Genomic DNA, 14,582 nt, shown 5'->3' on the forward strand with positions numbered 1-14,582 from the left:
CTATCCCCCTTTGGACGCATCGGTGCCGTCAAGATGGGCACGACGGCGCGACCAGGCGAGGCTTGTGGCCGGCGAGCGGTTATCGTCATAACGCCGACGGGAGACGGATACGGCGCGGTTTGAGGTCCAGCTGGTGCCCAGCTGGCAAGATTTGCCAGGTCGTGCTTTAATTCGGGTGCGATCCCGAACCGTGTGCGCTGATGATTGCATCGGCCTCTTTGCCGTAGATCTCCTCGAAGTGATCGAAGGCTTTGGAGAAGTATCCGATTCCTTGCGTAGCGGAGCGCAACGTGCGGGCCAATTCGTCGAGCGCTGCACCGGGAACGAGTGCCCGGAAGACATCCCATCCTTTGGCGCTCTCATCGCGATCGAAGCCGAGCACCTGACCCTTGAGTGCCGAGACGATCGCCACCATGCTGCCAGAGAAGATGGATGGTATGTGGATTTCGACCCGGACTACCGGCTGCATCAGCACCGCCGCTGCCTCTGACAGTGCCTGCCGTACCCCCATCCGTGCCGCTGCCCGGAAGGCGAAGTCGGAGCTGTCGACGGAGTGGTACTGGCCGTCGGTGAGCGTCACGTCGACATCGATCACCTGAAAGCCGAGCGGGCCTTTCTCCATGGCTTCACGGGCGCCGGCCTCCACCGCCGGAATGTAGTTCCGCGGAACGGTGCCACCTTTGACCGTCTCTCCGAAGGTGAAGCCCTGGCCCCGTTCATTGGGACGCACACTCAGCTGCACGTCTGCGAACTGCCCTGCGCCACCCGTCTGCTTGCGGTGACGATAGTGGACGTTCGAGGGCTTTGAGATCGTTTCCCGATAGATCGGGTTCGGCGATCGATCCGTGACTTCGACGCGGAATACCTCCGACAGGGTCTTGCGCAGATCGCGCAAATGCATCGGTCCTTGCGCGCAGATCAGCTGCGCGCCTGTTCCCTCCTCCTGCATCACCTTCAGGCCGCGATCGGTCTCGGCCAGCTTTGCAAGCGTCGCCGAGAGCTTTGTTTCGTCGCGCTCGGTGCCCGGAACAAGGATGCGTTCGAGCATCGGCGTCGGCGGTGCCGTCCAAGCGGGAGGTGCCAGTGCCTCGGCCGCTGTCAGCAAGGCGGGTGCGGGCAAGTGATCTGACTTGACTGCGGCGAAAATCCTGCCGCGTGCCGAGTTGCCGGCAAGCGGACGGCCGTTTCCTCCCTCCTGAACCGACCCGAGACTAGCGCCGCCCAACGCAGCGCCCTGTTTCAGTCCGTCGGCAAGCGCACGGATGAGAATCGTCTTTCCAACGCTCGGCCGGTGGTAGGCGTGGAAGCTCACGGCAGCCAATGCCGTTTCGTCCAGGCTGGCGGTGGCAGCCAGCCGGCTCTTCAGGGCTTCAACAGGCGGCGCTTCGTGGCGCAGCGTCTTCATCAGCCGCTTGATGCCATTGCTGTGGGATGCTGCGCCGAAGAGCACGGGAATGACCTTGTTTTCCTTCAGGATCCGCGAGGCGATGGCAAAGAGAGCGTCGCTTGGTAGTTCGCGGTCCTCGATCAGTTCCTCGAGAAGCCAGTCATCGTACTCGGAAAGCTGTTCCAGCAATTCGGAACGTGCCTCGTGCTCGCGCGCTGCAGCACTGTCGGGAAGTTCGACGAGGGCCGAAGGCTGGCCTTCCTGGTAGCGCCAGGCGCGCTCCGAAATCAGGTCGCAGCTGCCGACCACAACATCTCCGTCGCGGATCGGTATCTGCCGCAGGACGAGGGGGTGGCTGGAATAGGCCTGCAGGGCCGCGATGACATCGCGCAGGCGCCCCTGCGGCTCGTCCATGCGGTTCACAAAAAGAATGCAGGGTGTTCCCGAAGCTTCGATGGCGCGCAGATAGGGTGCTGCCAGCACCGCCTCGTCCGGCGTCGGCGATACGCAAAGGATGCAAGCATCGCTTGCCAGCAATGAATCCTGGGCAAGCGCCAGCGCCTCGTTCGCGCCGGGTGTATCCAGCGCACACCATCCCTCGCTTCCGAATTCGAATTCCGTCAGGCTCGATCCGTATGGCGAGACGGACTTTCTCGGTGTCCCTTCGAGCGAAGCCAGTTTTGCGACGAGCGTCGACTTTCCCGTCTGCGAGGGTCCAAGTACCGTGAAGCAGCGCATCGGCCATCCTCCCTTTGCCAAGAACACGCATCCGATTGTCAAGAATGCCTTCAACCGTTGAAAAGTGCTAGGCCATTGCGACTTTTCTCCAGCATGAGGCGGCGGCTGTCCCCTCATGAGACAGTTTTGCCTGGGCAGCATGGCGTCTGCCTTGCCGGGCTCCCCACGCGATTACCGGCGAAGAAGGGCGAATGAGCGAAGCGTCGCTGGCCAGTCATTGCCCGCACCCACTGGTAATTCCCGCGCGTTTCCGCCATATACAGCCGAAATGGACACGGAATGATCCTATGAGCGCAACGGTCGAATTCGCGAAGATGAACGGGCTTGGCAACAAGATCCTGGTCGTCGACATGCGCGGCCGCGCCGACAAGGTGACGCCTGCTGCGGCAATTGCGCTCAATGCCCATCCCGATACAGCCTTCGACCAGATCATGGCGATCCACGACCCAAAGGCTCAAGGGACCGATGCCTGGATCGATATCCTGAATTCCGATGGATCAAAGGCGCAAGCCTGCGGCAATGGCACGCGTTGCGTGGTGCAGGCTCTTGCCGCGGAAACCGGCAACAAGGTTTTCACTTTCCAGACGGTGGCAGGCATCCTCAATGCCGTCGAACATGACGACGGTACGATCTCGGTCGACATGGGCAAGCCTGTTTTCGACTGGGACAAGATCCCGCTAGCGGAAGAATTTCACGATACCAGCCGCATTGAACTCCAAATCGGCCCGATCGACAGCCCGGTCCTGCATTCGCCATCCACCATGTCGATGGGCAACCCGCATGCCGTCTTCTGGGTCGACAGGGACGTGATGTCCTTTGATCTTGCGCGCATCGGACCGTTGCTTGAGAATCATCCGATGTTTCCCGAGCGCGCCAATATCACGCTGGCGCAAGTCACCTCGCCGGCATCGATCACGACACGGACATGGGAGCGCAGTGCGGGTTTGACGTTTGCCTGCGGTTCGGCTGCCTGCGCAACAGCGGTTTGCGCTGCCCGCACAGGCCGCACCGGCCGCAAGGTCGAGATTCATGTCGCCAGCGCCAAGCCGCCCGGTATATTGTCGATCGAATGGCGCGACCGCGACGACCACGTGATCATGACCGGCCCTGCCGAATGGGAATGGTCCGGTACGGTGGACCCCTCCACCGGCTCGTGGGCGCGCGATCAGGCGCAGGGGGCCGAGGCGCGGTGAGCGGCGTTGAGGTCATTACCTTCGGCTGCCGTCTCAACACCTACGAATCCGAAGTGATGCGGGCGGAGGCGGAAAGGGCCGGGCTCAACAACGCCATTTTGGTGAACACTTGCGCTGTCACAGGCGAGGCCGTGCGTCAGGCGCGGCAGGCCATCCGCCGCGCACGACGCGAGAATCCGCATGCCCGTATCATCGTGACGGGCTGCGCAGCCCAGACCGAAAAGCAGACCTTCGCAGAAATGGCCGAGGTCGACGCCGTTCTCGGCAACGAGGAGAAGCTGATCACCGCTTCATATCGCGCCCTGCCCGATTTCGGAGTGGCTGCGGAAGAGAAGCTGCGCGTCAACGACATCATGAGTGTGCGCCAGACGGCGCCGCAGATGGTGAAGCACATCGACGGGCATGTGCGCGCCTTTATCCAGGTGCAGAACGGCTGCGACCATCGCTGTACCTTCTGCATCATCCCCTATGGCCGCGGTAATTCGCGCTCCGTGCCCATGGGCGCCGTGGTCGATCAGGCGCGCAACCTCGTTGAAAGCGGCTACAGAGAGATCGTGTTGACAGGTGTCGATGCCACCAGTTACGGCGCCGACCTGCCCGGCGAACCGACGCTCGGGCTGCTTGCCAAGACGCTTCTGAAGCAGGTTCCTGACATCCGCCGACTGCGGCTGTCATCGATCGATAGCATCGAGGTGGACAAGCACCTGTTTGATCTGGTTGCCGATGAACCGCGTTTCATGCCGCACCTGCATCTTTCGCTGCAACATGGCGACGACATGATCCTGAAGCGCATGAAGCGGCGGCATTCACGCGCTGATGCGCTGGCCTTCGTCGATCAGGTTCGCCGTCTGCGTCCACAGATGTGCTTCGGCGCGGATATGATCGCCGGTTTCCCGACCGAGACCGAACAGATGTTCGAAAATGCCGTCAGCCTGGCGGAAGAAGCGAAGATCGCGCATCTGCACGTCTTCCCTTATAGCCCTCGTCCAGGCACGCCGGCAGCCCGCATGCCGCAGTTCGACCGGTCGATCGTCAAGGATCGTGCGGTACGGCTTCGTGCTACTGGACATCAGCTTCATCAGTCCCATCTGGATCAGATGGTCGGAACGCGGCAATGGCTGCTGGTGGAAAACAACGGGCTTGCACATACCGAAAACTTCACGCTTGTCGCAGCCCCCGGTCTTCGCCCGCGTTCGTTCGTCGAGGCAAACATCACTGGCCATAATGGCAAACATCTCGACATGCAATTGACAGCCGCCGACGCGGCCTGATTTCACGGAATTCCCATGGCGCTCAGTTTCATCAAAAAGGTCTTCACCTTCGGCAAGGAAAAGCCGGCGGAAGAGCAGGCGCCAGAGGCTTCGGAGACAAAAGTTCTCGAAGCCGAACTGGAGCCGCATTCGCGCGAGGAACACTTGCCGCTCGCAAGTGATCCCGTTTTGCCGGAGGAGATGGATACCGCAGGCGGCCCGGCTGCGGACGCTTTAGAGCATTCCGAAGACGCCGAAGAGTCGGCGATCCTTCCGGCATCCTACCAGATCGGCGATCTTGGAGTGATACCACTCTCGTTGCTGGAGGCCGAGGCTCAAGCCGAGCCAGAGACGTCAGCGCAAGAAGCGCCCTTGGCGGAGACACCCCCCTTAGTCCCCTCGGGACATCTCCCCCACGAGGGGGGAAATCAGTTGGCGGACGAGCCGCCCCTTTCCGATGCTTCTGATGAAGTCACGGATATTCTTCCAGAAGAGATTTCCGGGACGGCTGAGGGAGGGCAAAGCGCTCCTACTCAGTCAATCTCCCTCCTTGTGGAGGAGGTGTCCGGCAGGGTGGAGGGGGATGCTCCTCGCCCTGAAGCGGATGGAGAGCATGCTTCAAGGACGGAACCTGTACTTCCCAAGGGGTTTGCAACCACTCCGAAAATCACCGAACCTGAGCCGGTTGCACCTGCGCCGAAACTCAGCTGGTTCCAGCGTCTGCGTGCCGGTCTCGCGCGTACTTCGTCGCAACTCACGGGCCAGATTTCCGCGCTCTTCACCAAGCGCAAACTGGACGACGACACGCTTCAGGATCTCGAAGATCTGCTGATACAAGCCGACCTCGGCGTCGAGACCGCCATGCGTGTCACCGATACGCTTGCTTCCGAACGCTATGGCAAGGATGTGACCGGCGAGGATGTCAGTCGCATCATGGCGTCGGAAATTGCCAAAGTGTTGAAGCCGGTCGCAAAGCCTTTGCAGCTCGATCTCACCCACAAGCCGCATGTCATTCTCGTCGTCGGCGTCAACGGCACCGGCAAGACGACGACGATCGGCAAGCTGGCGTCGAAGCTTTCGGGTGCCGGATTGAAAGTCATGGTGGCGGCGGGCGATACTTTCCGCGCCGCAGCGATCGAGCAGTTGAAGATCTGGGCCGATCGCACGAAGTCGGAATTCATCGGCACGAAGCTTGGTGCGGACGCTGCAGGTCTCGCCTACGACGCCTTCGAGCAGGCGAAGGCGAAAAAGTGCGACGTGCTGATCATCGATACCGCCGGCCGTTTGCAAAACAAGGCGGAGCTGATGGCGGAGCTTGAAAAGATCGTCCGCGTGCTCGGCAAGCTCGATCCCGACGCCCCGCATACGGTGCTGCAGACACTGGATGCGACCACCGGCCAGAACGCTCTCAATCAGGTCGAAATCTTCCGCAATGTTGCGGGCGTCAACGGCCTGATCATGACCAAGCTCGACGGTACGGCAAGGGGCGGCATCCTCGTTGCGATCTCCGCCAAGCACAAGCTACCGGTCTATTTCATCGGCGTCGGGGAAGGCGTAGACGATCTGGAGCCCTTCGAGGCCGAGGATTTCGCTCAAGCCATTGCCGGCCTTGGGCAATGATGCCACAGATAAGCCGGAACAGCGCGCAAGCCGCGCGAACGACGAACAGGTTTGACGAATTCATGACCACTGAAAGCGATATTACTCCCAGCGCCGCCGACCGGCACCATCCGATGCTGAAGCTGGCGCTGGAACTCGGGCCGCTGCTGATCTTCTTCTTCTCCAATCTGCGCGGCGCCTGGCTGGTCGAGAGGTTCCCTGCATTGTCCGAACTCGGCGGGCCGCTCTTCGTGGCGACGGGGCTTTTCATGGCCGCGACGATCGTCTCGCTCGTCGTTTCCAAGCTCGTCCTTGGCCATCTGCCGATCATGCCCTTCGTGTCGGGCATCGTTGTTTTGATCTTCGGTTCGCTGTCGATCTACCTGCAGAACGAAACCTTCATCAAAATGAAGCCGACGATTGTCAATACGCTGTTCGGTGTCGCGCTGCTGGGCGGGCTTGCCTTTGGCAGGTCGCTGCTCGGCTACGTCTTCAACGCGGCCTTTCAGCTCGACGCCGACGGCTGGCGCAAGCTGACGGTCCGTTGGGGCGTTTTCTTCCTGTTCCTTGCCGTTCTAAACGAAGTCGTCTGGCGCAATTTCTCCGATGATTTCTGGGTGACCTTCAAGGTCTGGGGGACGATGCCGATCACCATCATCTTCACCATGGCGCAGATGCCGCTCATCCTGAAGCATTCGATAACGCCTGCAGGAGAGACCGAGAAGTGACGGCATTCAGCGCTGCGCAAAGAGCGAGGCATCAGAATTTCTGGTTCGCCGCCTGCCTGGCGGTTTTGATCGTTCAGATCGCTGCCGAATACCTAATGGGCCGCACGCCGATCTGCGCCTGCGGCTATGTCAAGCTGTGGGAAGGCGTCGTCAACTCGAGCGGCAATTCCCAGCATCTTTCGGACTGGTACACGCCGTCCCACATCATTCACGGCTTCCTGTTCTATGGGCTGGCGCATCTCGTACTGCGTAACAGACCGATCGCCGTCCGCCTGCTTCTGGCGCTCGTCGTCGAATCCGGCTGGGAACTGCTCGAGAACTCGCCGATCATCATCGACCGCTACCGTGCGGCGACGATCTCCCTCGATTATTACGGCGATAGTATCCTGAACTCGGCCATGGACACGGTCTTTATGGTCGCCGGCTTCTTCTTCGCAGCCCGCGCTCCGATCGCGCTCACAGTCGCCATCGCGATCTTCTTCGAGATTTTCACGGGTTACATGATCCGTGACAACCTGACGCTCAACGTGCTGATGCTGATCTGGCCCGTCGAGGCGGTCAAGGTCTGGCAGAGTGCGGGTTAGGAAACCGGTTTCCCGAGCGCCTTTTCCATTGCCGGATAGAGGCCTTCCTTGAGGCTGACATCATCGAAGGGGCCGACGCGTTTATAGAGGATCGTGCCGTCGGCGGCGACCAGGTAACTCTCCGGAATGCCATAGACGCCCCAGTCGATCGCCGCCTTGCCATTCGGATCGACGCCGATTGCGGCATAGGGGTTTCCGAGCTCGCCAAGGAAACGCAGCGCGCTGTCGTTCTTGTCCTTGTAGTTGATCGCGACGATGTTCAGCCGGTCGTCCTTTGCCAGTTCCGTCAGGATTGGATGCTCTTCCCGGCAAGGAAGGCACCAGGAGGCAAAGACATTGACCAGCGTCAGCTTGCCCTTGATCGCGCTATCGGTCAGGGGCGGCCGATTGGATCCTTCGAGCGATGGCAGGTTTAATTCCGGAGCTTTGGTGCCGATCAGTGCCGAAGGGATCTCGGAAATGTTCTTGCCGTGGAAATCCTGATCGTAAAGCATCTTTGCTGCCGTCGCGGCAATGCCGCCGAAAACGACAAGCGGGATCAATGCCAGCGCGTAACGGGCAAAGCCGCGTGGTTTTGGCCGATCTGCTTGGGGCGTGCTCATTCGCTATCCTTCGGACGCGCCGAACGGCGGCGGATACCGGAAGCTTCCAGGGCTGCCAGTTCCTTCTGCCGCGCGCGCCCGTCCACCCAGATCCACAGCGTTACGGCGATGGTGACGAAAGCTGCGAACCCATAGGAACTGTAAACATAAAAGGCATGCGTCATCGATCAATCCTCACGACTTGCCATGCGCGCGGCAAGACGGCGCTGGGCGGCGACGCGGCGCCGCCAGATTTCGTTGCGCATCGCCGTAATGTGCAGCGTGAAGAAGAGCAGCGAGAATCCGATTGCCATCACGAAAAGCGGGCGCAGGAATTCCGGGTCGATCGCCGGGCCGGCGAGGCGCACCACGCTCGCAGGCTGATGCAGCGTATTCCACCAGTCGACCGAGAACTTGATGATCGGGATATTGACGAATCCGACGAGGATCAGAACCGCGGTGACCCGCGCGGCCCTTGACGGATCATCGATGGCGCGGTTCAGCGCGATCAGGCCGAGATACATCAGGAAGAGGATGAAGACGGACGTCAGCCGCGCGTCCCAGACCCACCAGGTGCCCCACATGGGCTTGCCCCAGAGAGAACCGGTGACCAATGCAAGGAGCGTGAAGGCGGCACCGAGCGGTGCTGCGGCCTTGGCAGCGACATCGGCCAGCGGATGGCGCCAGACGAGCGTGCCGATCGCCGAGATGCTCATCACGGTGTAGCACATCATCGAAAGCCAGGCCGAAGGCACATGGAGATACATGATGCGGACCGTTTCGCCCTGCTGGTAGTCGCCTTTCGTCGAGAAGCTGAGGTACAATCCGATGATGAGACAGAGCGCCGTTGCCGCCGCCATCCACGGGATGGTGCGCTGCGCCAGCGCCAGAAACCGCGTCGGATTGGCGAGATCGCTGATTTTGCTGATGGCAAGGCTTGTTTCGTTCATGAACGGTTCTTTACCTTGAACGCGGTGTTCCCGCAATTGATCGTGATCAAAGAGCCAATCAATCCGATGTGTTTCGCAGCGCAAGTGCTGCGGCTGCCGGACCGATGACGGCAAAGAACATCGTCAATGCGATCAGAATGAGGAAGGGCGGCAGGAAGGGTGCCGGATCTTCCACTGCCGCATAGGTGGCGCTGACGCCGAAGATCAGCACCGGAATGGTCAATGGCAGAACAAGGATCGAGACCAGCAGCCCGCCGCGCGGAAGGGCGACGGCGACAGCCGCGCCGACGGCGCCGATGAAGGTGATGGCGGGCGAGCCGGCCAAGAGCGTTAGCATCGTCGCACCGATCGCGACCTCGTCCATGTTCATGAAGAGACCGAGGAACGGGGAGGCAATCACCAATGGCAGGCTCGTCGCCGTCCAATGCGCGAAGCATTTGACAAGAACCGTCAGCACGAGCGGCGTTTCCTGCATCAGCATCAAGTCCAGCGAACCGTCGTCGCGTTCGGCTTGGAAAAGCCGGTCAAGGCCCAGCAAAGCCGCAAGCAGCGCGCCAATCCAGACGATGGCAGGGCCGATCCTGGAAAGCAGGTTCAGGTCCGGCCCGACGCCGAACGGGATGACAGCGACGACGGTGAGGAAAAACAGCACGCCGATCAGAGCGCCGCCGCCGGCGCGGATGGAGAGTTTCAGATCGCGCAAGAAGAGGGCGGTCATGCGAGGTGTCCTTCTTCGCGGATGGCTAAGGACCCCTCTCCAACCCCTCCCCACAGGAGGAAGGGGCTAACGTGCGGCGCTGTTTGCTGCCGACAAATTTCCGATCCGCAAGCTGCGACGGTTCGACTTACATAAGAGCTTGCAGCACCAAAGCCTCTCCCTTTTGTGGTGAGCGGTTGGGAAGAGGACTTGTCCTGGTGTGCCACAAGCTTCATCAACCCCAAACTCCTCGATCCACGCCCGCAAACCCCGTCATCTTCAATTCCCGGGCACTCTCAAGCCCGAGCGGCTGATGGGTCGCGGCGACAACGATGCCGCCCTTTCTCCGGTGGGTGTCGATGAGATCGGCAAACAAGCGGTCGGCGCTCGCATCGAGCGCTGCGGTCGGTTCGTCGAGAATCCAGACCGGGCGGTAGGCCACGAGCAGCTTGGCGAAGGCAAAGCGGCGTTGCTGGCCGGCGGAGAGATAACCGAAAGGAAGATGCGTAATATCCGAAAGTCCGACGGCCTCGGCGGCGTCTTCGATCGATAGTTCCGAGGCGCCGAGGACGTCGCCGAGAAAGTCTTGCCAGAAGGCGAGATTTTCGGAAACGGTCAGCTCGCTTTTCATCGCATTGCGGTGGCCGAGATAGTGGCTGACTTCGCGCGAATTCCGGTCCGTTTCACCACGCGAATCAGTGAATTCAACTGTGCCCCTTTCGGGCCTTAAAAGACCGGCAACGACGCGCAGCAAAGTGGACTTTCCCGATCCGTTTTTCCCAGTCAAAACCAGCGCTTCGCCTGCGTCGAGGCGAAAGGATACGTCTGCGAAAATCAGGTCTTCGCCCCGCCTGGCAGCGAGATTGGAGGCGTCGAGATGCATAGGTTTTCCGTTCAATAAGTTTTTAGTCACCGCGACGCAAAAAATGTCCCAAATGGGCCGAGCCCTCTCTGGCACCTTTCTTAGAAATTATCTATAAGACCCGCAACCACGCCAGCGGCCGGCGTGAATTTCATCCTTGCGCCGAACTTGGAGAAACCTCTCCACGTGCGGACAGCGGAAATGGCCGTACCCGCATCCTGATGTGCATTAGTGCATAGGCGTCCGCACGACTGTGTTGGCTATCAGAAACGGGGTCTCTCGTGTCTAAATCTCTTGACAGCTTCAATTGTCGCTCCACGCTTTCCGTGAACGGAAAGGACTACGTCTATTACAGCCTACCGAAGGCTGAAGCGAATGGTCTTAAGGGCGTGTCGAAGCTTCCCTATTCGATGAAGGTTCTGCTCGAGAACCTGCTGCGCTTCGAAGACGGCCAGTCGGTCACCAAGGAGCACATCCTTGCCGTCGCCGAATGGCTGAACAACAAGGGCTCCGTCGAAAACGAAATCGCCTATCGCCCGGCGCGCGTGCTGATGCAGGACTTCACTGGCGTTCCTGCGGTGGTCGACCTTGCTGCGATGCGCGACGCAATGGTCTCGCTCGGCGGCGATCCTGAAAAGATCAACCCCCTCGTGCCCGTCGACCTCGTCATCGACCATTCCGTCATCGTCGATGAATTCGGCACGCCGCAGGCCTTCGCCAAGAACGTCGAACTGGAATACCAGCGCAACGGCGAGCGCTACCGCTTCCTGAAGTGGGGCCAGCAGGCATTCAAGAACTTCCGCGTCGTTCCTCCTGGCACCGGCATCTGTCACCAGGTCAACCTCGAATATCTCGGCCAGACCGTGTGGACGAAGGATGAGGACGGTGAGACGATCGCCTATCCGGACACCTGCGTCGGTACCGACTCGCACACGACGATGATCAACGGACTCGGCGTTCTGGGCTGGGGCGTCGGCGGTATCGAAGCAGAAGCCGCCATGCTCGGCCAGCCGGTCTCCATGCTCCTGCCAGAAGTCATCGGCTTCAAGCTCACCGGCAAGCTCAAGGAAGGCGTCACGGCGACGGACCTCGTTCTGACCGTCGTGCAGATGCTGCGCAAGAAAGGCGTCGTTTCGAAGTTCGTCGAGTTCTTCGGCCCCGGCATGGACAACATGCCGCTCGCCGACCGTGCGACGATCGGCAACATGGGTCCGGAATACGGCGCGACCTGTGGCTTCTTCCCGGTCGACGGCGAAACCGTCAACTACCTCACCATGTCCGGCCGCACCCATGACCGGATCGCGCTCGTTGAAGCCTATTCGAAGGCGCAAGGCATGTGGCGCGAAGGCGATGGTTCCGACCTCGTCTTCACCGACACGCTGGAACTCGACCTCGGCGACGTCGTGCCGTCGATGGCAGGTCCGAAGCGTCCTGAGGGCCGCATCGCGCTCGAAGACATCGCGTCCGGTTTTGCCACGTCGATGGACGCCGACTACAAGAAGCCCGGCCAGCTTTCGAACCGTTATGCGGTCGAAGGCACGGACTTCGATCTCGGCCATGGCGACGTTGCCATTGCCGCCATCACATCGTGCACCAATACCTCCAACCCGTCGGTTCTGATTGCTGCCGGCCTGCTCGCCCGCAACGCCGTTGCCAAGGGCCTGAAGACCAAGCCCTGGGTCAAGACTTCGCTGGCGCCTGGATCGCAGGTCGTCGGCGAATATCTTGCCAAGTCCGGCCTGCAGGCCGACCTAGACAAGCTCGGCTTCAACCTCGTCGGCTTCGGCTGCACGACCTGCATCGGCAATTCCGGCCCGCTGCCGGCGCCGGTCTCAAAGACGATCAACGACAAGGGCCTCATCGTTTCGGGCGTGCTTTCGGGCAACCGCAACTTCGAAGGCCGTATCTCGCCGGATGTCCAGGCGAACTATCTGGCATCCCCGCCGCTCGTCGTTGCCTATGCGCTCGCCGGCACCGTCCAGAAGGACCTGACCAAGGAGCCGATCGGCGAAGACCAGAACGGCAAGCCGGTCTATCTCAAGGACATCTGGCCGACCTCGAAGGAAGTTCAGGAGTTCATCCTCAAGTACGTCACCCGCGAACTTTACGAAACGAAGTATGCCGATGTTTTCAAGGGTGATGAAAACTGGCAGGCCGTCCAGGTGCCCCCAGGGCAGACCTACGCCTGGGACGACGACTCGACCTACGTCCAGAACCCGCCTTACTTCGTCGGCATGGGCAAGAAGGGCAGCGGCACCTCGGACATCAAGGGTGCCCGCGTCCTGGGCCTGTTCGGCGACAAGATCACCACCGACCACATTTCTCCGGCCGGTTCGATCAAGGCTGCTTCGCCGGCCGGTTCTTATCTGCTCGAGCACAATGTCGGGGTCGCGGACTTCAACCAGTACGGCACGCGCCGCGGTAACCATGAAGTGATGATGCGTGGCACCTTCGCCAACATCCGCATCCGCAACCACATGCTCGGCCCGAACGGCAGGGAAGGCGGCTACACGATCCACTATCCGTCGAAGGAAGAGGAATCGATCTACGACGCTGCCATGAAGTACAAGGCAGAGGGCGTTCCGCTCGTCATCTTCGCCGGTGTCGAATACGGCAACGGTTCGTCGCGCGACTGGGCAGCGAAAGGCACCAACCTGCTCGGCGTCAAGGCCGTTATCGCCCAGTCCTTCGAGCGTATCCACCGCTCGAACCTGGTCGGCATGGGTGTCATCCCCTTCGTCTTCGAAGACGGCACGACCTGGCAAAGCCTTGGCCTCAAGGGTGACGAGACCGTGACCATCGAGGACCTGGAAAACATCAAGCCACGCGAGAAGAAGATCGCCAAGATCACCTACAGCGACGGCACGGTGAAGGAGGTTCCCCTCCTGTCGCGCGTCGATACGCTCGACGAAGTAATCTACCTCAACAACGGCGGCATCCTGCAGACGGTTCTGCGCGATCTCGCTGCCTGATTGTTAACAAACATGCCAGATAGTGGCCGCCGGAGAGCAATCTCCGGCGGTTTTTCTTTGCGGGTTTCCATCTCACGCCGATGTGTTCTAGCAGCGATGCCGACGGGCGGCGTCTCACCCCTTCGTGACTTCCCGTTTGCAGCGGGAAGGATTATCTCTACGGGCGTAAGTCAGGGCCTGCGGTTTTCTCTCTGCTGCGCGTCTCTGGAAAAGAGGTTGGAATGTCGCCGCGTTTTTTGATTTCGCTGGTCGCCGGTATGGTGCTTACAGCGCCGCTTCATGCCGAAGATGGCAAACCGAAAGGCGTCGTTGAACTTTTCACCTCGCAGGGATGCTCCTCCTGTCCTCCCGCCGATGCAGCCTTCCGGAAGCTGGTTAGCCAGGGCGATGTCATCGCACTCGCCTATCATGTGGACTACTGGAATTATCTTGGGTGGACGGACACGCTCAGTTCGAAGGAAAACACCGAGCGCCAATATGGTTATGCGCGGATGATGGGCCGCAGCAACGTCTACACGCCGCAGGTCGTGGTGAACGGCCGCGATCACCTGACTGGCTCGGACCTTTCTGCCATCTATGGCAAGATCGATGCGTTTTCGACGGAAGGCAAAGGCTTGTCCGTGCCCGTGGACGCGCAGTTGCGCGGCGACGAGCTCGAGATCAAGATCGGCGCCGGCGAGGGTAAGGCCAATGTCGTACTCGTCTATTTCGACAAGGAAAAGACGATCGACGTCGAAAAGGGCGAAAACAGCGGCAAGAAGATTTCCTATCTAAACAGCGTCAGCGATGTCGAGACAGTCGGCATGTGGGATGGCAAGGCGGCGAGCCTGACGCTGCCCGCAAGCGTTCTGCAGAAGCCAGGACTGGAGGGTTGCGCCATCCTGCTTCAGGCCACGACCGCGGACGGAGATCCGGCTGCGATTGTCGGCGCAACAATCGTCATGGCAGGCAAGAATATCTGATCGGTTTGCCGCTTCGAGGCGGATGGAACGAGGCGGCCCGGCTGATCGTATTCGGGGCTGGGGTTAAGGTCGATACGCT

13 protein-coding genes are annotated in these 14,582 nt (G+C 60.5%); 7 read left to right on the forward strand and 6 right to left on the reverse strand.

Annotated elements, in window-relative coordinates:
• Positions 1 to 166: 166 nt before the first annotated feature.
• Positions 167 to 2,125 carry an elongation factor G gene (locus BLP23_RS20615; RefSeq protein WP_092586686.1) on the reverse strand — a complete coding sequence of 653 codons (1,959 nt, stop codon included), beginning with the start codon at positions 2,123 to 2,125 and terminating at the stop codon, positions 167 to 169.
• A 287-nt stretch (positions 2,126 to 2,412) separates the two neighbouring features.
• On the opposite strand from BLP23_RS20615, the gene dapF reads away from it, so the two are divergent.
• From dapF to BLP23_RS20640, 5 genes are all read left to right on the forward strand, one after another.
• Complete coding sequence (gene dapF, locus BLP23_RS20620; RefSeq protein WP_092586687.1) at positions 2,413 to 3,318, forward strand: diaminopimelate epimerase; 906 nt, start codon at positions 2,413 to 2,415, stop codon at positions 3,316 to 3,318.
• Positions 3,315 to 4,589 (forward strand): tRNA (N(6)-L-threonylcarbamoyladenosine(37)-C(2))-methylthiotransferase MtaB, encoded by a 1,275-nt coding sequence (gene mtaB, locus BLP23_RS20625; protein WP_092586688.1) that lies wholly within the window; start codon positions 3,315 to 3,317, stop codon positions 4,587 to 4,589. The genes dapF and mtaB overlap by 4 nt, the downstream gene beginning before the upstream one ends.
• A 15-nt stretch (positions 4,590 to 4,604) precedes the next feature.
• Positions 4,605 to 6,188: a signal recognition particle-docking protein FtsY gene (ftsY, locus tag BLP23_RS20630; RefSeq protein WP_092586689.1), complete on the forward strand. Its 1,584-nt coding sequence runs from the start codon at positions 4,605 to 4,607 to the stop codon at positions 6,186 to 6,188.
• Positions 6,189 to 6,250: 62 nt separating this feature from the next.
• Positions 6,251 to 6,895 (forward strand): septation protein A, encoded by a 645-nt coding sequence (locus tag BLP23_RS20635; protein ID WP_092586774.1) that lies wholly within the window; start codon positions 6,251 to 6,253, stop codon positions 6,893 to 6,895.
• Positions 6,892 to 7,479, forward strand: coding sequence for a DUF2585 domain-containing protein (locus BLP23_RS20640; protein ID WP_092586690.1), 588 nt, complete (start codon positions 6,892 to 6,894; stop codon positions 7,477 to 7,479). The genes BLP23_RS20635 and BLP23_RS20640 overlap by 4 nt, the downstream gene beginning before the upstream one ends.
• Here the strand turns inward: BLP23_RS20640 and BLP23_RS20645 are convergent.
• The 5 genes from BLP23_RS20645 to ccmA form a co-directional block, all read right to left on the reverse strand.
• A complete protein-coding gene (locus tag BLP23_RS20645) occupies positions 7,476 to 8,081 on the reverse strand; it encodes a DsbE family thiol:disulfide interchange protein (RefSeq protein ID WP_092586691.1) in 606 nt (201 codons plus the stop codon). The two genes, BLP23_RS20640 and BLP23_RS20645, sit on opposite strands and share 4 nt — an antisense overlap.
• On the reverse strand, positions 8,078 to 8,245 hold the full coding sequence (ccmD, locus tag BLP23_RS20650) for a heme exporter protein CcmD (protein ID WP_092586692.1): 168 nt from the start codon (positions 8,243 to 8,245) through the stop codon (positions 8,078 to 8,080). The genes BLP23_RS20645 and ccmD overlap by 4 nt, the downstream gene beginning before the upstream one ends.
• 3 nt (positions 8,246 to 8,248) lie before the next feature.
• Complete coding sequence (locus BLP23_RS20655) at positions 8,249 to 9,010, reverse strand: heme ABC transporter permease (protein ID WP_092586693.1); 762 nt, start codon at positions 9,008 to 9,010, stop codon at positions 8,249 to 8,251.
• A gap of 58 nt (positions 9,011 to 9,068) precedes the next feature.
• Complete coding sequence (gene ccmB, locus BLP23_RS20660) at positions 9,069 to 9,728, reverse strand: heme exporter protein CcmB (RefSeq protein WP_092586694.1); 660 nt, start codon at positions 9,726 to 9,728, stop codon at positions 9,069 to 9,071.
• A gap of 214 nt (positions 9,729 to 9,942) precedes the next feature.
• Positions 9,943 to 10,590, reverse strand: coding sequence for a heme ABC exporter ATP-binding protein CcmA (gene ccmA / locus BLP23_RS20665; protein WP_092586695.1), 648 nt, complete (start codon positions 10,588 to 10,590; stop codon positions 9,943 to 9,945).
• A gap of 260 nt (positions 10,591 to 10,850) precedes the next feature.
• On the opposite strand from ccmA, the gene acnA reads away from it, so the two are divergent.
• Positions 10,851 to 13,541, forward strand: a complete 2,691-nt coding sequence (gene acnA, locus BLP23_RS20670) for an aconitate hydratase AcnA (RefSeq protein WP_092586696.1) — start codon at positions 10,851 to 10,853, stop codon at positions 13,539 to 13,541.
• Between the two features lie 221 nt (positions 13,542 to 13,762).
• Positions 13,763 to 14,503 (forward strand): DUF1223 domain-containing protein, encoded by a 741-nt coding sequence (locus tag BLP23_RS20675; RefSeq protein ID WP_092586697.1) that lies wholly within the window; start codon positions 13,763 to 13,765, stop codon positions 14,501 to 14,503.
• The last annotated feature ends 79 nt before the right edge of the window (positions 14,504 to 14,582 follow it).

Origin of the sequence: Rhizobium mongolense subsp. loessense, assembly GCF_900099775.1 — a bacterium.
Classification (GTDB): Bacteria; Pseudomonadota; Alphaproteobacteria; order Rhizobiales; family Rhizobiaceae; genus Rhizobium; species Rhizobium loessense.

Excerpts from the sequence above, each read along its gene's own strand:
- ccmB (WP_092586694.1), bottom strand. The coding sequence starts at position 9,728 with ATGACCGCCCTCTTCTTGCGCGATCTGAAACTCTCCATCCGCGCCGGC.
- BLP23_RS20645 (WP_092586691.1), bottom strand. The coding sequence starts at position 8,081 with ATGAGCACGCCCCAAGCAGATCGGCCAAAACCACGCGGCTTTGCCCGT.
- BLP23_RS20615 (WP_092586686.1), bottom strand. The coding sequence starts at position 2,125 with ATGCGCTGCTTCACGGTACTTGGACCCTCGCAGACGGGAAAGTCGACG.
- ccmD (WP_092586692.1), bottom strand. The coding sequence starts at position 8,245 with ATGACGCATGCCTTTTATGTTTACAGTTCCTATGGGTTCGCAGCTTTC.
- dapF (WP_092586687.1), top strand. The coding sequence starts at position 2,413 with ATGAGCGCAACGGTCGAATTCGCGAAGATGAACGGGCTTGGCAACAAG.
- BLP23_RS20675 (WP_092586697.1), top strand. The coding sequence starts at position 13,763 with ATGTCGCCGCGTTTTTTGATTTCGCTGGTCGCCGGTATGGTGCTTACA.
- ftsY (WP_092586689.1), top strand. The coding sequence starts at position 4,605 with ATGGCGCTCAGTTTCATCAAAAAGGTCTTCACCTTCGGCAAGGAAAAG.
- BLP23_RS20635 (WP_092586774.1), top strand. The coding sequence starts at position 6,251 with ATGACCACTGAAAGCGATATTACTCCCAGCGCCGCCGACCGGCACCAT.
- ccmA (WP_092586695.1), bottom strand. The coding sequence starts at position 10,590 with ATGCATCTCGACGCCTCCAATCTCGCTGCCAGGCGGGGCGAAGACCTG.
- BLP23_RS20655 (WP_092586693.1), bottom strand. The coding sequence starts at position 9,010 with ATGAACGAAACAAGCCTTGCCATCAGCAAAATCAGCGATCTCGCCAAT.